At 58.5% G+C, this 19,700-nt stretch carries 23 protein-coding genes; 6 read left to right on the top strand and 17 right to left on the bottom strand.

Annotation, left to right across the window (positions count from 1 at the left end; translation table 11 throughout):
* The first annotated feature begins 62 nt into the window (after window positions 1-62).
* Both HU752_RS20485 and HU752_RS20480 read left to right on the top strand, forming a co-directional pair.
* Entirely contained in the window at window positions 63-284 is a 222-nt protein-coding gene (locus tag HU752_RS20485) for a PLD nuclease N-terminal domain-containing protein (RefSeq protein WP_186676021.1), read from the top strand.
* 154 nt (window positions 285-438) lie between these two features.
* The gene (locus HU752_RS20480) at window positions 439-1,665 is read left to right on the top strand and encodes a zinc-dependent alcohol dehydrogenase (RefSeq protein WP_186676024.1); all 1,227 of its coding nucleotides are present in this window, start codon (window positions 439-441) and stop codon (window positions 1,663-1,665) included.
* A gap of 132 nt (window positions 1,666-1,797) precedes the next feature.
* Here the strand turns inward: HU752_RS20480 and HU752_RS20475 are convergent, their stop codons facing one another.
* The 11 genes from HU752_RS20475 to HU752_RS20425 all read right to left on the bottom strand — a co-directional run bounded on the left by HU752_RS20475 (window position 1,798) and on the right by HU752_RS20425 (window position 10,907).
* Window positions 1,798-2,088: a hypothetical protein gene (locus HU752_RS20475; RefSeq protein ID WP_186676026.1), complete on the bottom strand. Its 291-nt coding sequence runs from the start codon at window positions 2,086-2,088 to the stop codon at window positions 1,798-1,800.
* Between the two features lie 133 nt (window positions 2,089-2,221).
* The gene (locus HU752_RS20470; RefSeq protein WP_186676028.1) at window positions 2,222-2,659 is read right to left on the bottom strand and encodes a low affinity iron permease family protein; all 438 of its coding nucleotides are present in this window, start codon (window positions 2,657-2,659) and stop codon (window positions 2,222-2,224) included.
* A gap of 60 nt (window positions 2,660-2,719) precedes the next feature.
* The gene (locus tag HU752_RS20465) at window positions 2,720-4,072 is read right to left on the bottom strand and encodes a cation:proton antiporter (RefSeq protein ID WP_186676030.1); all 1,353 of its coding nucleotides are present in this window, start codon (window positions 4,070-4,072) and stop codon (window positions 2,720-2,722) included.
* Window positions 4,073-4,080: 8 nt separating this feature from the next.
* Window positions 4,081-4,734 (bottom strand): glycosyltransferase family 2 protein, encoded by a 654-nt coding sequence (locus HU752_RS20460; RefSeq protein ID WP_186676032.1) that lies wholly within the window; start codon window positions 4,732-4,734, stop codon window positions 4,081-4,083.
* Entirely contained in the window at window positions 4,731-5,330 is a 600-nt protein-coding gene (locus HU752_RS20455) for a class I SAM-dependent methyltransferase (protein WP_186676033.1), read from the bottom strand. Before HU752_RS20455 ends, HU752_RS20460 begins: the two co-directional genes overlap by 4 nt.
* On the bottom strand, window positions 5,327-6,094 hold the full coding sequence (locus HU752_RS20450) for a PIG-L deacetylase family protein (RefSeq protein WP_186676034.1): 768 nt from the start codon (window positions 6,092-6,094) through the stop codon (window positions 5,327-5,329). Before HU752_RS20450 ends, HU752_RS20455 begins: the two co-directional genes overlap by 4 nt.
* Window positions 6,091-7,134, bottom strand: coding sequence for an acyl-CoA dehydrogenase family protein (locus HU752_RS20445; protein ID WP_186676035.1), 1,044 nt, complete (start codon window positions 7,132-7,134; stop codon window positions 6,091-6,093). Before HU752_RS20445 ends, HU752_RS20450 begins: the two co-directional genes overlap by 4 nt.
* Before the next feature lie 238 nt (window positions 7,135-7,372).
* On the bottom strand, window positions 7,373-7,687 hold the full coding sequence (locus tag HU752_RS20440) for a hypothetical protein (RefSeq protein WP_186676036.1): 315 nt from the start codon (window positions 7,685-7,687) through the stop codon (window positions 7,373-7,375).
* Between the two features lie 79 nt (window positions 7,688-7,766).
* Window positions 7,767-8,396 (bottom strand): hypothetical protein, encoded by a 630-nt coding sequence (locus HU752_RS20435; RefSeq protein WP_186676038.1) that lies wholly within the window; start codon window positions 8,394-8,396, stop codon window positions 7,767-7,769.
* A 465-nt stretch (window positions 8,397-8,861) separates the two neighbouring features.
* Window positions 8,862-9,326 carry a CCDC90 family protein gene (locus HU752_RS20430; protein ID WP_202894668.1) on the bottom strand — a complete coding sequence of 155 codons (465 nt, stop codon included), beginning with the start codon at window positions 9,324-9,326 and terminating at the stop codon, window positions 8,862-8,864.
* Between the two features lie 711 nt (window positions 9,327-10,037).
* Window positions 10,038-10,907 (bottom strand): aldo/keto reductase family oxidoreductase, encoded by an 870-nt coding sequence (locus HU752_RS20425; protein ID WP_186676043.1) that lies wholly within the window; start codon window positions 10,905-10,907, stop codon window positions 10,038-10,040.
* Window positions 10,908-11,000: 93 nt separating this feature from the next.
* On the opposite strand from HU752_RS20425, the gene HU752_RS20420 reads away from it, so the two are divergent.
* A complete protein-coding gene (locus HU752_RS20420) occupies window positions 11,001-11,900 on the top strand; it encodes a LysR family transcriptional regulator (protein WP_186676046.1) in 900 nt (299 codons plus the stop codon).
* Window positions 11,901-12,137: 237 nt separating this feature from the next.
* On the opposite strand, the gene HU752_RS20415 is transcribed toward HU752_RS20420, so the two are convergent.
* Genes HU752_RS20415 through HU752_RS20405 form a run of 3 tightly spaced genes read right to left on the bottom strand, consistent with a single transcriptional unit; the run spans window position 12,138 to window position 13,865 of the window.
* Window positions 12,138-12,446, bottom strand: a complete 309-nt coding sequence (locus HU752_RS20415; RefSeq protein WP_186676049.1) for a YciI family protein — start codon at window positions 12,444-12,446, stop codon at window positions 12,138-12,140.
* A gap of 24 nt (window positions 12,447-12,470) precedes the next feature.
* On the bottom strand, window positions 12,471-13,103 hold the full coding sequence (locus HU752_RS20410) for an FMN-dependent NADH-azoreductase (RefSeq protein ID WP_186676058.1): 633 nt from the start codon (window positions 13,101-13,103) through the stop codon (window positions 12,471-12,473).
* Between the two features lie 57 nt (window positions 13,104-13,160).
* A complete protein-coding gene (locus HU752_RS20405; RefSeq protein ID WP_225920037.1) occupies window positions 13,161-13,865 on the bottom strand; it encodes an alpha/beta fold hydrolase in 705 nt (234 codons plus the stop codon).
* Window positions 13,866-14,106: 241 nt separating this feature from the next.
* On the opposite strand from HU752_RS20405, the gene HU752_RS20400 reads away from it, so the two are divergent.
* Together HU752_RS20400 and HU752_RS20395 are read left to right on the top strand one after the other, a co-directional pair.
* Window positions 14,107-15,141 carry a GlxA family transcriptional regulator gene (locus HU752_RS20400; protein ID WP_186676060.1) on the top strand — a complete coding sequence of 345 codons (1,035 nt, stop codon included), beginning with the start codon at window positions 14,107-14,109 and terminating at the stop codon, window positions 15,139-15,141.
* A 227-nt stretch (window positions 15,142-15,368) separates the two neighbouring features.
* Complete coding sequence (locus HU752_RS20395) at window positions 15,369-15,605, top strand: casein kinase II subunit beta family protein (RefSeq protein ID WP_186676151.1); 237 nt, start codon at window positions 15,369-15,371, stop codon at window positions 15,603-15,605.
* Here the strand turns inward: HU752_RS20395 and HU752_RS20390 are convergent.
* The 3 genes from HU752_RS20390 to HU752_RS20380 all read right to left on the bottom strand — a co-directional run bounded on the left by HU752_RS20390 (window position 15,598) and on the right by HU752_RS20380 (window position 18,626).
* Window positions 15,598-16,794 (bottom strand): IS256 family transposase, encoded by a 1,197-nt coding sequence (locus HU752_RS20390; protein ID WP_217838491.1) that lies wholly within the window; start codon window positions 16,792-16,794, stop codon window positions 15,598-15,600. The genes HU752_RS20395 and HU752_RS20390 overlap by 8 nt on opposite strands.
* 466 nt (window positions 16,795-17,260) lie before the next feature.
* Entirely contained in the window at window positions 17,261-17,653 is a 393-nt protein-coding gene (locus tag HU752_RS20385; protein ID WP_186688158.1) for a tautomerase family protein, read from the bottom strand.
* Window positions 17,654-17,714: 61 nt separating this feature from the next.
* A complete protein-coding gene (locus HU752_RS20380) occupies window positions 17,715-18,626 on the bottom strand; it encodes a DMT family transporter (RefSeq protein ID WP_186688159.1) in 912 nt (303 codons plus the stop codon).
* Window positions 18,627-18,726: 100 nt separating this feature from the next.
* Between HU752_RS20380 and HU752_RS20375 the strand changes: the two genes are divergently transcribed.
* Complete coding sequence (locus tag HU752_RS20375; RefSeq protein ID WP_186688160.1) at window positions 18,727-19,617, top strand: LysR substrate-binding domain-containing protein; 891 nt, start codon at window positions 18,727-18,729, stop codon at window positions 19,615-19,617.
* Window positions 19,618-19,700: the final 83 nt, after the last annotated feature.

Here is a 19,700-nt window from a genome sequence, read left to right as displayed (position 1 = left end):
AAATTGACTGAACTGTCGGAGTCACCCCCCGACCTAATCTTTCATCAGTCAGGAGAATCATCATGCCAACCAACTTCCTTTGGATCGGCGCGCTCGCCATCCTCTTGTTATTGGATCTGTGGGCTCTCAACAGCGTCTGGAGGAGCTCCAGATCCTCGGCAAACAAGGCCTTGTGGACGGCCATGATTGTCCTGCTGCCCCTGGTTGGATTAGTCATCTGGGGCGCAGCCGGCCCTCGTGGTGTGACCAAAGGGCCTTCCTCCCCTGAACACAGCAAGGGCTGAGCGAACAGCCGCCTGTCACGGATTGGAGGCTCCTGCTTGACCGTCCATCAGCGCCCGTGCAGACACAACTGAACCCGATAAAGGCGTGCCGGACCTTACCTTCATAGGCCCAGGGAGTTGTCCCTTCATCCATGCCTGGGCACGAGGAGTCCACATGCGTGCAATGACCTATCAAGGCGCTCACAAGGTATCGGTGCAAAACGTGCCGGATCCGATCATTGAACAGCCCGACGACATCATCCTGCGTGTCACGGCCACGGCAATCTGTGGTTCGGACCTGCACCTGTACCGGGGCAAGATTCCGACCGTTGAACCAGGTGATATCTTCGGCCACGAGTTCATGGGTGTCGTCGAGGAAACCGGTCCGCAGGTGACGGGATTGCAACGCGGTGATCGAGTGGTCATTCCGTTCGTGATTGCCTGTGGCGATTGCTTTTTCTGTCAGCAGGAACTGTATGCGGCCTGTGAGACCACCAATGATGGTCGAGGGGCCATTCTCAATAAAAAATCCATTCCGCCCGGTGCTGCCTTGTTCGGCTATAGCCGTTTGTACGGTGGCGTGCCGGGCGGTCAGGCTGAATGGGTGCGGGTCCCGAAAGCGAACATCGGTCCTTTCAAGGTGCCGGGCTCCTTGGCTGACGAGCAGGTGCTTTTCCTCTCGGATATCCTGCCCACCGCCTGGCAGGCGGTTCTCAACGCACAGGTCACCCAAGGCTCGAGCCTGGCCATCTATGGTGCCGGGCCGGTCGGCCTGTTGTGCGCCGCGTGCGCCAGAATGCTGGGAGCCGAGCAGATCTTCATGGTTGACCAGCACGCCTATCGCCTGGCTTACGCCCAGCGCGCTTACGGGGTAATTGCCATCAATTTTGACCAGGATGAGGACCCTGCTGACAGCATCATTCGGCAGACGGCGGGTATGCGAGGTGTGGACGGCGTCATCGATGCGGTTGGTTTCGAGGCCAAGGGTAGCCTCACCGAGACCGTACTTTCGACGCTAAAAATTGAAGGCAGCAGTGGCAAGGCCCTGCGCCAGTGCATGGCGGCGGTTCGTCGTGGCGGGGTGGTCAGTGTCGCTGGGGTTTACTCGGGGTTCATCCATGGGTTCCTGTTTGGGGATGCCTTCGACAAGGGACTGACGTTCAAGATGGGGCAGACGCATGTTCAGCGCTACCTGCCCGAGCTGCTTGAGCACATCGAGCTGGGGCACCTGCGCCCTGAAGCCATCATCACCCACCGACTGTCTCTGGAGCAGGCGGCACAGGGATATGAGGTCTTCGACAAATGCCAGGAGGACTGTCGCAAGGTGATCCTGATCCCAGGGCTCGATGAGCAACCTGGGGTGCCTGTACCGGTGGCGTCCACCGAGACGCTGGTCGTCTGAGGGCCAAGGGATGCCCGCCATGTTGCGAGCCACCTCGGACACCCCGGAGGCGGTGGTTGTTTCCATGGAAAGGGGGCGCCCGCGACGGCAGATTGTTTTCTTCATGCTCTCAGGCTACGTGTCCAGTGCACCTCAGGTTTGTAAGGCAATGGTCAGTAACAAGCGCCCATCGGGCTCGTGGCGAGCGCCTTGGAGGGTCCCGCTGTATCGGGTGCCCTCCCAGTCGAAGGCGACGGTGTGGGCGTCTTCAAGCGGTACTGGCCAGGGCGGTGCAATCAGCAGCTGCACAGCAGACGAGGGCGGATCGGAGGACGGCAGGCGTTGTGCCGTGCAGTCGAGGCTGAAGGTGTTGACACCCAACAGGGTATCTTGCTGAAAGTCTATTCGGATGGCGTGAGCGCTAATGTCGGTATTCAAGGACATGATTCATTCCACTCCCACTCACTGAATGAGTCGTTGGTGTGCTGAGGGATGCAGAGACTGTTTCCCTGATCCATGAACGTCAGACCCTGGCGTTCGACAGCTGATTCCATGTTTCTGGGCTTGATGGAGCTCGTCAGTCCTGCGGGTTAGACGATTGATCCTTCTTGGGGCTCGTGTCCGGCTGCGCTATCTGCTCAAGGGGCGGGCTGAGGGAGTCGGCCTGGTCAACGGCACCGATTTTGTTGTATTCCTTGCGCAGTTCGCGCAATTCCCGGCTTTCCAGCTTGTCCAGGCAGAGCATGGCGTTGTGGGCTTCCTGGGTGGCGCGCAGCAATTCGTCGATCTTGATGTGCAGCATGTCATTGTCGCGGTTCTGGGTGTTCTGGATCAGGAACACCATCAGGAAGGTAATGATCGTGGTCGAGGTATTGATGATCAGTTGCCACGTGTCGTTGTAATGGAAATAGGGGCCGGTCGCCGCCCAGAGGATGATCAGCACCAGCGCGATGAGGAAGGTTTTCGAACTGCCGGCCGATTTGGACAGCGTTTGGCAGAAGTAGGCGAACTTCATGACGGAACTCCTTGGGGTAGGTCTGTATTTTGGACATCCGGTCGTTGCTGAAATTCTTCGTTACATTTGTCGCCGCTTCTGTTGCGAGCGCTCGTAGCGGGCAAGCATGGGCTGGGTGCTGAGGCCATGGATCAGAATGCTCAGTGCGACCACCGAGAGTGTCAGGTCCATGCAGGTGCGGGCCATCTGCGGCGTCAGGCCATGATTCATGGCGTAGAACAGGTAATAGAGACTGCCGATCCCGCGAATGCCGAACCAGCCGAGCAACCCGCGTTGAGTGACGTCCAGCAGCGATCCCCAGGGGATGACCAGCACACTCAGGGGGCGGATCAGCAGAAACAGCAGGGCGCCGATCATCAGCGCGCGCCAATCCCAATGGGGCACGATGAGCAGCCCGAGTATCGTGACCAGGAACACCTCCAGGGCGCGCTCTACCAGGTTGCCGAAGGCCAGCATGTCACCCATCATCACCCCGGCGGCCACCTGGGGACCTTCAAGGTCCGCAACATTCCCATGCAGCGCCTGGTGGGGCTCGACATGCTGGTGCCCGACGACAGGCTGCACCAGGTGTTCGGCAGGGGCCTGCGGGCTGCCGGTCGATTTGACCTCCGACTGACGCAAACCCAAGGCCGCGGCGAATACCGACAGAAATCCGTATCCGCCCAGTCGTTCGGCCACTACATAGGCCAGGGCGATCAGGGCGAGCGTCAGGTAATCGTTGGGCGACAGGGTGCTGTCCTGATTTTTCGTCTGCATGAGCAGGGTCAGGTGCCCCAGCCCGCGGCCCATGCCATAGCCGATCAGCAGACCGGCCGGCACGGCCCACAGCAGGTCCTTGAGTAGCCAGTCGACCCACCAGCCCTCTGGGCTGCTTTGTTCGCGCACCAGCATCAGCCCGAGCAGGACGAAGGGAAAGGCCACGCCGTCGTTGAGCCCTGCTTCGCCCGACAGGCCGTAGCGGACCCGATCGTTATCCCTTGAATCGTTGACCTGAACCATCGAGGCCAGCACCGGGTCCGTTGGGGCGAGGAGGGCGCCGATCAGCGCCGAGAGGCCCCAGGGCAGCCCGAGCAGAAAGTGCAGCCCCAGGCACGTGGCGGCGATGGTGAGCAGCATCACCGGCCCGGCCAGCCCGAAGGCGATGCGCCAACTGCGGCTGCGGATAGGGCGTCGCAGTTTCAGGCCACACACGAACAGGGAAAACAGCACGGCGACTTCGCTCAGGTGCTCCATCCAGGCAGCGCTCTGATGCAGATCGAGCTGCAGCCAGCCCAAGCCTGCCGGGCCGATGGCGATCCCCATCAGCAGGCAGGCGGCCGACGTGGTGATCGGCATCCAGCGCAGGTAGGACGACGTCAGTGCCAGGACCAGCAGGATGCCGCCCAGTACGCTCATCCACAACAGGAAGCTCATGGGAAGGCTCAGGTGCCCAGGGCCGTGAGAAAGTCGCCAAACCCGCCGTGCACCCGGCAGTCACTGCGACTGCTGGTGGACACGCTGTTGCGCGCGGTCCACACGATACGGGCACCGCTCTGCTGCAGGTCGTTGACCAGTTGGACATCTTCATCCAGCGGCAGTGGACGAAAACCACCGGCTCGCTCGTAGGCCCTGGCACAGATGCCCAGGTTGGCGCCGTGTATGTGGCGATGCCCCTCGACCGGTTGGTAGTGCGCCTCATAACGCTGACGCAGCATCGCGTCCTGATGGGCCTGCCAGCGTTCGACATGCACGGTGCCGCACACGGCATCGGCCCGAAACGCCAGTTGGCAGAGCAGCCAGTCGGGCGGCACACAGCTGTCGGCGTCGGTACAGGCCAGCCAGCGCGCCCCCTGTTCCAGCATCATGGCCGCACCGCTGCGACGAGCCAGGCCGACATTGCGTGCGTTGATGCTCAGGGTCGACACGCCGTGCGCCACGGCGATGCTGTGGCTGGCATCGGTGCAATGGTCCAGGACCACCAGGATGCGGACTTCCTCGCCCAGGGACTCGAGGTTGCGAGCAGCCCGCTTGAGGGCCGTGAGGCAATGGCCCAGGTGTTGGGCCTCGTTGTGCGCAGGTACGATCACGGCGATCATCGGCAGGTCTCTTGCAGGTCGAAGGTGAGGGATTCCCGGCTCCAGAGCTCGAGCACGAACTGCGCTTCCTCATGGCGCAGCACGCATGGCAAGGGCAGGTGCTGCTCTAGCAAGGCGTGGACCTGTCGGCCGTCCAGCGCACAGCCGTCGATCGGCGCGAGCCAGTGACAGGCCAGCACCGCGCCGGCGGGTGTCAGGCAGTCGCGTGCACGGGCGATCACCTGGCACCAGTCGGCTGCGCTGAGGTAGTAGCCGATTTCGCCGAGCACGATCAGGTCGAAGGTGCCGTCGGGCCAATCGGCGGGCAACCAGCCCTGTTCGACTTGCACCTGCGGCGCGTCGACCAGCCGCTCGCGGGCCAGTCGGACGGCGGTCGGGTCTCCATCCTGGCACAGCAGTTTCTCGCAGCGCGGCGCCAGGGCCGCGCTGAGTTCGCCATTGGCACAGGCCGGCTCGAAGACGGTCTCGTAGTGTTGTCGAGGCAGGCAAGCCATGATCAGGTCACGCTTTCGCCGTTCGTACCAACGGGTGCGAAATTGCCAGGGATCGTCACTGCTGGCGAACAGCTGTTCGAAGTACCCCGCGTTCACACTCATACGAACACCAGCTCAAAGGGTTGCAACAGCCGTTCAAGGGCATGGGGCGATAGCACGGCCGCCTTGTCGCCGTCGGGGGTTATCTGACTGCGATGGGCGCTGATGGCTTGGTGTTTGCGCCTTAGCGATGACTCATCAAGGATCAGTTTGCGGGCCTTGTGCCAGGGTATCCGCGCGTCTTCCGGTGACGCCCAGTGCCACGCCCAGACAGGCGCTTCGAGCAAGCTGGCGCCCAGCTGGCGTGCCGCCTTGGCACAGGCACGTCCCACGGCTTCATGATCGCAGTGACCGTCCTCTCGCCAGGTGGTGATGAGCCGGTCTCCCGGTTCGAGCCGCTGGGCCAGGCAGTGCCAGAGCTCGGTTTCATGATGGGGTACGCCGCTGTCCGGCAATCCGACCCGCAGCCAGTTCAACGACGCGCTGTTCAACCCCAGGGCCCGCAGCGCCGCCTGGCTTTCATGCACCCGGGCCTGGCGCAGGTTGTGCGCGCTCCAGTGTGCCGAATCGCGATGGCTGGCTTCACCATCGGTCACCGAAATCAGCAGCAGATCCTGTTGAGGGCGTGCAACCAGGTCAGCCAGCAGGCCGCCACACATCAGGACTTCATCGTCGGGGTGGGGGGCGACCACCACCAGTCGACACGCCGGGGGAACCAGTGCGTCGAGGCTGATGGCGGGCACTGCCGACAGCGAGACGGAATGTTGCCACTGCTGCAGTGAGGTGCCTTCGCCCTGAATCGCCTTGGAGCCGGGTTTCACGCTCATAGCTGCCAGCTCCCGGCTGGCGCCTGGGCGACGTGCTGGCCCAGCTCTGCCAGGTCGCGTTCGGCATGGCTTTGTCGAAGGTAGACCGGCAGGTCGGCGCTGAGCTGGGCAAAGCGCCGGTCTTGGCAATACGGTGTGGCGCCCAAGGCCCGGCCAACATGATCAAGCACCTGGTTGGCGGCCTGTTCCACGACGGCCCGGACGCTGCGCACCGGCGTACTGGCATCGGCCTGTGGCTGTCGGTCAATCCAGGTCGCGCATTGACGCAAGGCGCTGGCGGCACCGGACAACGCGGCTTCCACGGCGCCCAGGTGGGCGTAGGCATGCGCGTCGGTGCGGCGGGTGCGACAGGACGCGCGCAGGTACTCCGCCAGGGCTGCACTGGCGCCATACCAGCAGGCGGCGATCCCCGCACCGCCATGCCAGAAGCCGGGGCGCGCCAGGTAGTCGCCCGGTTGGCCGATCAGGTACGCAGGCGTTTCGAAAAACTCGATTTCGACGCTGTGGGTCGCGGCCATGCCCACGGCTTGCCAAGCGCTGGTGTCGAGCTGTTGGGTCGGATCGGGCAGGCTGATGGCGACCAACTGCTGCTGATCGTTCTCGTCCCAGGCGGTGAGTAATCCACGGCTGATCTGCGAGGCGCCGGAACACCAGGCCTTGCGTCCGCTGAGCGAGACGCGGGCGCCCTGGCGCTTGACGATCCGTGTCTTGGCGTAGGGGGGCTCGGCCGCCCAGACGCCCCAGATGCCCTGGTCCTGCAGGTGGTGCACATCGCACTCGGTCAGGATCGCCAAGGCATCGGTATGCCCCTCGTAGAGCTTGGCCAGGGACAGGTCGTGACCCGCCACCTGAGCCAATGCCTGCCAGCGCTGCAGGGTCTTGCCATGCCCGGGTAATGGCAACCGATCCAGGCCCTGCGCCTGCAGCGCACGCATGATGTGAAGCAGGTGGCTGTCCGTCACCGGGGGGTGAGGCATGGGCGGTAGGTCATGCAACAGCGTCTGCAAAGGGCTGCTTGTGGGGCGATCAGCGAGGTTCATACCCGTCATCCTTCAGGGGCTTGGCAGGAGCGTGCTTGTCTAGGGTATGAAGGAGGGCGTCGGAAGGGAGTTCAATTTAATTGAGGGCAGGAGACGCGATGGGCCCAAACGGCTGCAGGCCTGGATCGGTACCAGGGGGCCAAGCAATCTCATGAGACAGAGGGGCGGCTGCCCAGCCATTGAAAAAAAGCCCGACAGAGTCGGGCGCAGTTGAGGTATTGCTAGAGCTTGAGCCGGATCATGCTTCGACCGGCTCTCCCTGAAGTGACAGGAGCAGATACGGCACGCCTTGCGGTGGCTCCATGCGCCTGAGCGTCAACGCCAAGGCCCCTTCCTTTTGCTCTCGGGAGCACAGGTCAAAATGCACCTGTCTCGCCTGAGGGCTCTGGTTGTGAGCTTTGGCCACTGCCTGGAACAGTCCTCTCAACCGGCTCTCGTAGGTCGAGCGCCGACGATCAGCCGGGTCCAGCAGCACCGTGTCCCACACCAGTGCAGTGATCGCGATGGCGTATTCCATTACCTCGCCAACACGTGGTTTCTTTCTTTGGGGCATCTGATTTCTCCTGAAGGGTGAGAAACCACTTGCCCCGACCGGGAAGTGGTTTCCCGGTTACGGCGATTGGGTGACAGCGTCAAGCGGTGCAGCAGGTCACGCCTGCGTTATGGAGTGCCTGCCAGGCAAACACTCGCCACCTCGGTGAAATCAGAAAGCCCCTGAGTTCCTTGGCTTCCCGACGGGCCCTCCTGGCCGATTCAAAGTCCTCCTGGTTCATGTCCTGGTGCGCCTGCTCGTAGAGCGCCGCCATCCGCTGTTCCACGGCTTCAACCTCAGCCACCGTCCAGCAGGGACGTCGCCACACGATCTGCGAGGCCTGAACCACACCCGACAACACCCGCAGGGCATCATCGCTGGCACTGGCGATCGGCTTTGGCCGATAGACTCTGGCCCCGGTGTAGTAGACCTCCACCGTGCGCGGATCAAATGACCCCACGGCACTGAGCTTCGGGTACGCATGCAGCTCGTAGAAGCGCGAGACGCACAGCGCAATGGCCTCCTCGAGCACGCCGCAATACCCCACGACGTACTCACCCGACACCTGGTAGAAACCCACGTGTGGTTCGTCCTCCGGCAAGCTCAGCACACCCGTACAGACAATCGTGAACTGCCGCTGGAACCGATCCAGACGCAAACTCGTACCCGGCAGGTACGGGTTGCGAATGAACGGAAACGGCAGTCGCAACACATTCACAGGTTTTTCCATGTAGCACTCCTTGGGGCGGGACAAACCTCGCCCCATAGGGCAAGGAAATCCCTATGGATGGATGTCAGGTACAGGCCGCGGCCAAGCACCGACGAAGGCGCCAAAGGCACCAAAATCAAACCGCACGACAACGATCAGCAGCCGTCGCAGCCGAGTCGAACGCGAGCAGGAAAGTGTGGTATCCGCCACACCGCACACCCGAAAAACGGGGCAGGGCAGTGAGTAGCGGGTGGGCGCCGCCAATCCGTGGCACGCCCATGAAGTGGAAGCCGACGAACAACGAACCTCACAAGAGGCCGACGTTCAGGTCAGCAAGTCAGCCCAGGGCCGACGCAGTCAAAGAGGAGCGATCAACGCTCGAAAGTACAACAGCAGGGCTTCGCGATGCTCCGTGTGAAACAAAGTGCGGAGAACACTTCGCCCGGCGGGGAGTGTTCCCCGCGTGGGTGGTGACAGCAGAGGCTGCTAGAGGTATTTCAACGCAGCGAACAACAAGCTCAAACCGCCAACTAACATCGTCCCAAACCGTAAGGTCAGTTTGTTCTCCTGCTTGGCAAGCTCTTTACTGTGCCTTTCTCCGTTGACCTCCATCGTGTGGCGAATTTCTGACATATCGGCCCTGATTTCGGTGCGGAATGTCGTCATATCCGCCCTGATTTCCGTACGGAATGTCGTCATGTTCGCTTCAAGCTTCGTCATGTCCAATTTGAGTTCATGTAAGTCATGACGCACGCCTGCGATCTCAGCTTTCAGCTCGTCACGCACACCCGTGATTTCAGCCTTCAGCTCGTTACGAGCCTCCGACAGGTCAGTTTTGCTAGCAAGAGCTGTAGTCATCACGTTCTCCAGCGCATCCGTGATGGATGTCGCGTTTTGTTCCGAGACGTTGGATGCGACCAGCGTCTTGTATAGATTCCTTCCCAGTTTCATTAGACCTCCAGATTTCATTCGGAGAGCCTGCCCATACGGGCGAGGCCCGTATGGGGAAACATCAAGAACAGCGTGCTTCCACCGACCGCAATGGCAGTCGATTGGTCGCAGCAGTGGGAAGCTTGGCGACCTGTGGAGTGGATCATGCGCAATGGCGCATCGTAGCCCTTCAGATCCCAAGCTACTGTGCATGTGCCGACAAGGTCAGCAGTTCGCCCCGGCACAATGAATACTTCAGCAATGGGCTGTCAAAGCAGCCTCTGCAACAGGCTGTTTCCGGTGTGGAGCGCTTGTACGAAGTCTGGAAGCCTGCTGCTAATCCTAACCAGTAAGCGGTGTAGGACGGGTGCTGTTGTAGCCGTCAGGCGCTGCTGTAATTTGCATGAGTAGACGTACCGCTAAGCTGTGGTCTGCGCGATCACCCTGGATACCGGTGAGCTGTCCGACATGAGGGCCGGTGATGGGGTGTCACTGTCAGCGGGACACACAGGAGTCTGCGAGCTGCTTGAGGCGATTGATGAGGTCTTGCTCTGAGCACAGAGCTGAAACGCGAGTGCGCCTTTTTGAAGATCGCTGCTGTCATGGCAGAGCGATCAGGGTTGCCTGCGCCAGCGTTGATCGCATCGCCACCTCAGCAGGGCATAGGCAATAGTTCAAGCGGACCTCGCAGCGCAGGCGATCCCTAACGTGATCAGTCGTGCGCTGGGAAAACTATTGGGCAGCCATGCCATTTAGCGTAGTAACAGCGTCATCCGGTAAAACCAGATCCGCTGCTGCAAGATTCTCGTGCAGATGCTTCACTGACGAAGTTCCAGGAATCAACAGGATATTCGGCGATCGTTGCAACAACCAGGCGAGAGCAACCTGCATCGGAGTCGCCCCGAGCGCTGCGGCTACGTTAGTGAGCGCAGACGACTGCAGCGGAGAGAATCCACCGAGAGGGAAAAAGGGCACATAGGCAATACCATCACGAGCCAGTTCGTCGAGCAGTTCATCATCGGTTCTATGCGCCAGGTTGTACTGATTCTGCACTTCGACGATCGTGCAGATGCGGCGTCCTTCGGACACCTGCAGCGGCGTGACGTTGCTCAGCCCAATGTTTTTAACCAAACCACGGTGCTGGAGTTCAGCCAGCGCTGTGAGTGGTTCTTCGATTGAACCATCAGCCGGACCATGTGCATTGAACATGATGCGCAGGTTGACGACATCAAGCACCTCCCTGTCCAAGTTGCGCAAGTTGTCGTGCACGGCCTCTACCAACTCTTGGTGCGACATCGCCGTCAGCCATGCTCCGTCAGCGCTGCGACGTGCACCGATCTTGGTAGCGATCACAAGGTCATCACGATAGGGATACAACGCCTCGCGAATGATCTGGTTGGTCACATGCGGGCCGTAAAAGTCGCTGGTATCAATGTGATTCACGCCCAGTTCAACGGCTTCGCGTAGGACGGCCAGTGCTGCAGAGCGGTCCTTGGGCGGACCGAATACCCCAGGGCCGGCAAGCTGCATGGCGCCGTAGCCCATGCGCTTGACCGTGCGCTCGCCAAGGTGGAAGGTGGAGTGTTCATTGTTGATTGACATAGCCAGTCTCCTGAGTGGTGGAGTCAAAGTAAGCGTTGGCCAGTCGTGCGACAATTGGGCATATTTGATACGGGTTGTGCGGAACGACGAACAATGCAGATAGACCTCGGCGAGTTGAGCGCCTTCGTGGCCGTGGCGCGCGCAAAAGGATTTCGCGAAGCAGCCCGAATCAGCAACAGCAGCCCCTCCGGATTGAGCGAGGCGGTGCGCCGGTTGGAAGCGCGCCTGGGTGTGAGGCTTTTAAATCGCACCACGCGCAGCGTAGTGCCTACAGAGGCAGGTCAGCGTCTGCTTGAGCGCCTGGCTCCAGCCCTTGGTGAGGTTGAAGCCGCGGTCGATGTGGTCAACGGATTTCGCGAACGCCCGATGGGCACCTTGCGGCTTAACGTACCAGTCAGTGCGGCACGGCTGGTGTTACCGTCCATCCTGCCGCGCTTTCTCATCGAATACCCTGACATTCGCGTAGAGGTCGTCACTGAGGAGAGCTTCGTCGACGTGCTCGCAGCGGGCTGCGATGCCGGCATACGCTACGAAGAACGACTGGAGCAGGACATGATCGCGGTGCCGATCGGCCCACGCATACAGCGGATGGCAACCGCCGCGGCGCCTGCTTATCTCGATCGTCATGGTCGCCCCAAACATCCTCGCGACTTACTTGGCCACGCCTGCATCCGCACTCGATTCCGCAGCGGAACAACGCCGTCGTGGGAGTTCGAGCGCAACGGTAAAGTACTCAAGATCGACCCTGACGGATCGCTGCGGGTGTCCATTGGCGGTATCGACCTCGCAATCGAAGCGGCCATCGCTGGAACGGGCGTTGTCCATCTCTTTGAAGAATGGCTTCGCCCCCACCTGACAGAGGGTTCGCTTGAACCCGTATTGGAAGGATGGTGGCAGCAGTTCAACGGACCGTTCCTGTATTACTCCGGACGGCGCCTGGTACCCACACCGCTCAAGGCTTTCATCGACTTCATCAAATCGGCGTCCATCTGACTCAGAGCGCCGACACGTGACCCTCACCGGTACCCTCGGATGTTCGCCGCGCCGCTGTGTGTTCGAGTCCGCTTTTGGCCGAAAGCTGCCTCTCACAACCGTCTGCTCTGGAACGATAACAGGCGCTCGCATGCGACTGCTTTCGTCCCATGCCGGCCGTTGGCCGAGATCGGCCAGCGGCCAGAAGCTGCCCTTGAAGGTGTCTACGAAAGTGGGGAAGACTCAGTCATAAGTGATTCATACAGGCTTCGCATCGCGAGCCCAATGAGCCGCGAAGTCTGAAGAGCGAATCGCAGGGTCAGACTCTACGATGTCGAACGTGACCAGTCGGTGAGCAACAAATGGGTCCTCTGCCACTATTTTCTGGATGTCCAACAACTGTTCTGCGTGGGCAAGAATGAATCCGCCACTTTCATCCGTGAGCGGGCCGGCAAAGACAACATTTGCGGACTTGATGTATTTCACCAGCCAGTCCTTGTGCGCTTCCAGGTGCTCTCGAATCTGTTCGGCAGGACTGATGTAGGTCAGCGTGATTGCATATAGCATACGTTCATTTCCTCATCTCAAGCGTTATAAAGCGGCTACCGACAGATGTGCCACGGCAGCGGGAATGGCGTTCCTGGCGATCGCTACGCCTTTATTGCGAATCGGCTCGCCTTTAGAGGCGCCTTCGGCACGAACGAACTCGATATCGGTAATCCCTAGAAAGCCAAAAAATGTTTTGAGATAACTTTCCTGGAAGTCCATGTCTTGCAAGGGGCCTTCAGCGTAAAAACCTCCACGCGCTGAAACAACGATGATGCGCTTGTCGCCGGACAAGCCAACAGGGCCGTATTCGGTGTATTTAAACGTCCGTCCCACCTGGGCGATTCTGTCCAGCCAGGCCTTCAACTGGGTGGGAACGCTGAAGTTGTACATGGGCGCACCGATGACCAGCACCTCACTGGCCAGGAACTCGGTCACCAAAACTTCCGAGAGTTGATGCTCCAGCAAAGTGGCCGCCGGAAAATCACTGACCCCGGTTTGCCGGAATCCTGCGGCAATCGAGCCGCTCAGATGCCTCACTTCATCATTCGCGAGGTCGCGGTGCTGCACGTGAGTATCGGGATGACTGGCCTGAATGCGCGCAACGATGGCAGCGGTAAGATCACGGGTGATGGAGTCGCTGCCCATGATGCTGGAGTCAATATGCAGTACTTTCATATTTGATGCCCTCAGGATAAAGCGTGGGTGTTTTCAAAAAGCGTTGTGACGCCAAGCTCATCGTCCCAATTCGCTTGCAGCGTGGTCGATGAGCTTGGCGACGGCATCGGGATGGGACGCCAGCGACAAGTGGCTGGAGCGAACGGATACTGCCTTGGCACCAATCTGTTGCACGATGGACTGCTGCACCGATGGGGAAAGGGCATGGTCCTCAGTGGTTTGCAGGTACCAGCTTGGCTTGTCGTGCCACGCCGCGTGCTCGACCTTGCCGCTAAAACAGGCGGCGGCAATCGGTTGCTGTACCGATGCCAGCAACTGGGCCTTCTGCATCGGTAGATCTGCCGCCATGACTTTGTGAAACTGCGATGGATCGTCCAGCCAGATCAGTCCATCCGCGTCAGGGGTGAGGCCCGTCATCGGTGCCTTCAACCGTTGCAGGAGATCCGCCGCAGACTCGCCACTGTCCGGCACGAGCGCGGACAGATAAACCAAGCCTTTCACATTACTGGCGTTGCCTGCCTGTGTTATCACCGCGCCGGCCCAGGAATGCCCCACCAATAACACCTCACCCTGTTGCCGGCGCAGGACCCGTTCGGTGGCAAGCACGTCATCGCTTAATGAGGTCATTGGGTTCTGCACGGCGGTGACGTGATAGCCGATCGCAGTTAGCCGCTCAATCACCTGCGACCAACTGGAGCCATCGGCGAACGCGCCATGCACCAGTACGATATTGCGCACGGTATGTTCGGTTGATGCAGCCATGGCGGGGCCTCCAGAGACCAACAGGGACAATCCCCATGCGAGGGTGAGTCGACCCAGCCACCTCAGTGGGCTGGGCTGACTTTCTTTTTCGGGGGGGACATTCAGGTGGAATGGCATTTTCATGCGGGGGCCTCTGCAGTATGTGTTGCCAGTCTAGGCAGGCCCGGCCTAAACCGTGAGATACCAAACTGGACATACTTCATGCAAAATTCGCCATCTGGATCATCAGGTAGGATCTACCATGCGCATTGCGATCATTGCCTTAGAAGGCAGCTTGATGTCTGCCATCACGGGGTTGGCTGATCTGTTCTGGATGACCAACCAGGCGTTGCGATCTCCTCCAGCGGGGCTGCCACCCGCCTTAAATCGCAGAGTCTGCAATGAGTTCGAGACGCTCATAGTCAGTGCAGATGGCAAGGCGTTGCGAGATCCTCAAGGCCGGCTGATCCCCGTTGATGCCGGATTTGACAATGTGGGGCCTTGCGATGCTGTGCTGGTTACAGGAATGGGTCTCGGACCGGATCGACTGCCGCCCACCTCCGAATCACTCACGCGAGCCGCGCGGTGGGTCAACGTCAATCATCAACAGGGCGCACTGGTCGGTGCAGCGTGTGCAGGTACGTTTGTACTGGGGGAGGCTGGCCTATTGAACAGCCGGCGCTGTACGACAACGTGGTGGCTTCACCATGTGTTTAAACAGCGATTTCCCAAGGCACTACTGGCATGGGGCTCGGCAGTGGAGGTGCAGGATCGCGTCGTGACTACCGGAGGACCTTTATCCTGGGTTGATCTGGCGCTTTATGTGATCAGGGTTTTCGCAGGGAGCGACGTCGCGAAATTAACGGCTGATATTTCTGTGACCGATAGTTTGCCATTGCCCCAGTCGGTGTACGCGCCCCGAGGTTTTATAAACAATGCTGATCCACTGCTGCTGGAAACAGAGCAAATTATTCGACACGGCAAGCCTGGATTAACCGCCGTCGAGCTGGCTAAGGCTTTGAACGTAAGCGAACGGACTCTACATAGGCGAGTTAGGAGTCTAACCAACGAGTCGCCCAAGGAACTCATCACACGCATCAGAATAGAAACCGCCTGTGTCCTGCTACAAGTACCAGGGGCCAGCGTTAAACAAGTGGCGCTTAACTGTGGCTACAGCGAGGACACCTCATTTCGCCGAGCCTTCATCCAACTGACAGGTATGACCCCCGCAGATTATAAACGTTGGTCGAAAGGGCGCGCTTTTGAAGACGTCGAGGCGGGAACAATTGAGGACTGAGGATGACCTTTTTTGTCCAACCGCTTCCGGAGTGGAGGTTTTCTAGGATGACCGCTTCTGGCCGTTAGCCGACCTCGGACAGCGGCCGGTATAGGTGGGTAGTTGCCATCCGCGACAGTTCTCGGCTTCAAGCGAGGACCTGCAAACCAATGGCTGACAGGCACATCCGTATACCCCTTCTCGCGGGTATGCTGAGTCACACGCACGGGATGGAGCAAAGGAAACGCATGAGCTACAACATCGTCATCTTGAAGCCGATGAGGCCTGGCATTGCTGATTTGGCAAACGTCGATGAAGTGCTGGACATTGGGGATGAAGCATCGGTGCTCGAGTCTCTGGCGCAGGTGTTGCCAGGGTGCATTCAAGGAGTATTCGCAAAGGATGACTCGTTCACGATTGGATCGTGTCCCAGGACGTGGTGTAACTCATCATCGCTCTGGCCACTGAGTTTGCCGTTTAGTTGATCACGGCCGACAGCTTGGCCTGCGGATTATCGCTGACCGCCTCGAAGGCCTCCAACTGCATATAGCGCCGTTGCAGGCACCACTCGTCGTTCTGCTCCAGCAGCATCGCCCCAACCAACCGTGTAATCGCCGGATCGTTGGGGAAGATGCCCACCACTTCGGTACGCCGCTTGATCTCAGCGTTTAGCCGTTCCAGCGGGTTAGTGCTGTGCAACTGCTGTCGATGTGCCTTCGGGAAGGCCATGTGCGCCAGCACTTCATCTTCGCAACCGTCCATGAGCGTGGCGATCTTGGGGTATTTCTCACGAAGTTGTTCAGCCACCAACCGCCATTGCTGATGGCATTCGGTTCGACTGTCCTGGGCAAACACCGTGCGCAGCAAGGCCGCTACCATGGTGCGCTGGCCCTTGCCGACATGGGCCATGGCATTGCGCATGAAGTGAACGCGACAGCGTTGCCAGGTCGCGTGGAAAACCTTGGAAACAGCGGCCTTGAGCCCTTCGTGAGCGTCAGAGATCACCAGTTTCACACCCCGCAGCCCGCGTCGCATCAGGCTTCTCAGGAAGTCCGTCCAGAACGGTTCGGCTTCCGACGGGCCAACCCGCATACCCAGCACCTCGCGCCCGCCGTTGGTGTTCACGGCCACAGCGATTATGACGGCGACCGAGACGATGCGCCCGGCCTCCCGCACCTTGACGTAGGTAGCGTCAATCCACAGGTAGGGCCAATCGCCCTCAAGCGGTCGATCAAGGAAGGCGTGGACGCGCTCATCGATCTCGCCAGCGAGCCTGGATACTTGGCTTTTCGAGATGCCGGACATGCCCATGGCCTTGACCAGTTCGTCGACCGAGCGCGTCGAAACGCCCTGGATATAGGCTTCCTGGATCACGGCTGCCATGGCCTTTTCGGCGGTGCGTCGTGGTTCGAGAAAACCGGGAAAATAGCTGCCCTGGCGCAGCTTGGGGATCTTCAGGTCAACGTCGCCAGCGCGAGTTTGCCAGAGGCGATCGCGGTAGCCGTTGCGGCTGTTTGTTCGGTCAGGGCTTTTGACGTCGAAACCGGCGCCGCACAAGCCCTCGACGTCGAACTCCATCATGCGCTGGGCAACAAACTGGATCATTTGCTTGAGCAGATCAGCGTCTGCCCCTTTCTCAACCAACTCGGTCAATGCGATAGTGGGCTTGGTCATCGTGGTTTCCTGGTGAAGGTTAAGTCCGCAAACTCAACGTTAGCCAAGAACCACGATGACCCACCTCTTTCGCCCGCAGGGCGCCTTCGGTTGGTTCAGTTACACCACTTCTCGGGACACGATCGTTGCCGACGCCCTCGTACCCAATTACAGTATCTTTTGCGCGTATTCCGATGGGCTGTACTTCGATCCGCACGCCGATGTCTGGGACGATTTTGATAACTATGGACGGTGGATCTGCGCAGCGGACGCGTCTGAAGGTTTTCGGCTCTACCAATGGCTATGTATCTAAACGTGAGCGATTGCCGACATGCGCTGAAAGTCCATACGGGTGCCGACTCTCCCGAAAGTCAGATCCAAATATATGCGGAATTCAGACCCTAACCGAGGTCGCTCGCCTGGATGATATGTATTTTATTTGATCGCTCTCGCAGCGTAGAAGGCGACAGCGACCGCCGCCACCGCATCAGTCGTTAGGAGCGTATTGCATTTCGCCGTTCCCGAATGACCAATCTTCTCGCTTGACATCTACCAGGCTAATCCAGACATCCTGTTTTCGAATTCCGGTTTTGGCATGTATGCCATCCGCAATAGCCATGTAAAATGCTTTCTTGACCTCAACGGTTCTCCCGGAATTCCAGGTGACTTGAATAAATACTATGCCGGGAGTGTAGGTAATACCCAAGTAGCCGGCTGAAGGGTAAACAAGTTCATCCCCGCGGTGACGATTAATTATCTGGAATTTGTCATGTTCTGGCACGTCCGCGTTGGTTACCATGGCACCATATATGACGCCGCTGATTTCTTTAACAGTATTTTCGGAGAAGTCAGCAGATAAATCGATTCTAACTAAAGGCATTTTATACCCCTTCGGATTGCGAATTTTGAATGGTTTATTTTTTATGCAGCTGCAGTTTTCATCACGACGACGGCGAGGTTGATGGCCTCGACTGCGTGGACTTTCCGAGCTGGAGAATGTAGACCCCAGCGATGATGCATACTAGTGCTAGCAGGTCGTTGATGTGCAAAGGCTCATGGACTAGTAATGCACTGATACCCATTGCCACCACAGGTGGAATGTAGGTCACGCCGGAAGCCCTAATCGCACCGAGATGCTGAACGAGAAAATAGTAAAGAATATAAGCCACACCGGTTCCCAGTATTCCGAGTCCGAAAACCAGTCCGGCTAAGGCTCTTGGGTTATTTGAAATACGCTCGATTCCCTGTAGATCGGTCGTAAAAACAAGCACTAGAAGAGCCAACCCGATTTGGTATGTCGACAAAGCGAGCGGCGAGAGGTCTTTATTCACCAGAAACCGTTTTGCGTAGACAAATGAGCAACCCAAGCTAAGCGAGCCACCAATCATATAAACTACGCCGTTGATATCAATTCCGTCGCCGTTACTGCTCCATGGGCGAGCGATTAAAAGCACTCCCACAAATCCAATAATCAACCCGGCTACCGACAAGCGATTGATTTGCTCTTGCTGCAGAAAGAGACATGCCGTCATAAAGGAGAAGAGCGGGATCGCCCCGCTGAGCATTCCTGCGATTCCCGAAGGAAGTAGCGCCGCACCTTTGGCAAATGCCAAATAGTAGAACGTAGTCGCTAGCAACGACATGACTAGAAAATGATGAGCGTAACGAGCATGAGACCATTTCAGCGCACAACGTGACAATGCCAAGATCAACACTGGAACGAAGCCGAAGAGGACGCGCAATAGAACCGTTTGGAGCGGGGAAATGGTCTCGGTAGCCCACTTCATAAAAATGAAATTGCTTCCCCAGACTATCCCGAGCAGGACAAAAGCCGGGTAGACGAATTTTTTCATGATGGCCTCTGTGCGTAGGGGGTTGATACGCGAATGTATTTCAGAAAAACTGAGCTAGACAAGCGATTAAAAAACCCACATGAAATAGAAAAACTACATCATGAACAGCGTGCCTCCAATGAAGGCTTTATTCGCGTTTGACGCCGCGATGAAGCACAACAGCTTTGCTAAAGCGGCATTTGAGCTTCATGTCACCCCGGGCGCGATCGGACAGCAAATTCAGAAGCTAGAAGATTGGCTGGGGACGCCCCTTTTCACGCGTTCAATCCGCCAGGTCCGTCCCACTCCAGCAGCTTTGAAATACTGGGCGGAGATACAGCCATCGTTGCTCCAGATACAGCAAGCTAGCACCCATCTGCGCCTACGCCACGTGAGCGAGGTATGGTTGTCTATGCCGCCAACTTTGGCAGCAAAATGGTTTGCGTCTCGCATGGCCAATTTCTTGACCTTCAGGCCAGACATAACCTTGCATCTGAGTGCCTCTACAGCGCTTATCGATTTCGAACGCGACAGAGTCGACCTCGCAATTCGATACTTTGACGGTGTGGACCCGTCGCTGGATTCCACACTACTTTACCGAGATGAAGCCCGCCTTTATTGCTCACCCGAGTATGCTGCAAAGCTTAACTTACAGCACCCTGATGATCTGGCTCGTGCAACTTTGCTTCACACTACTCTCCTCCCTCACTGGAATCATTGGTTTAAACGATACAGTAACCTCTCCGACGAGCAAATTGCTGGCATCGCTTGCCAACATTGTGACCAATCTATTCTCGCTATTGAGACCGCACGTCACGGACAAGGTGTTCTGCTAAGCAGCGCTATTCTGACTGAAGCCGAGGTCAAAAACGGATCGTTGTTCGAGCCCTTCGGGATGCGGCTCCCGGTGTCCAAAGGGTATTACCTTGTTCACGACCGCCAATTTTCTTTAAGGCCATCAGCTGCAACGTTAAAAGCCTGGTTGATCGATCTTGCTGCGAGAGAACAATAAAGTTTTCTATCCCCGCACGGGGGAAGGTACTTAATATCTGCAGCCCAATTAGGTTGAACCTTCTGAGGTTATGCCACTTCTCT

It is taken from the genome of Pseudomonas vanderleydeniana, from assembly GCF_014268755.2.
Lineage (GTDB): Bacteria > Pseudomonadota > Gammaproteobacteria > Pseudomonadales > Pseudomonadaceae > Aquipseudomonas > Aquipseudomonas vanderleydeniana.
Note: the sequence above shows the minus strand (reverse complement) of the source record. Positions and strands in the feature narration are given on the sequence as shown.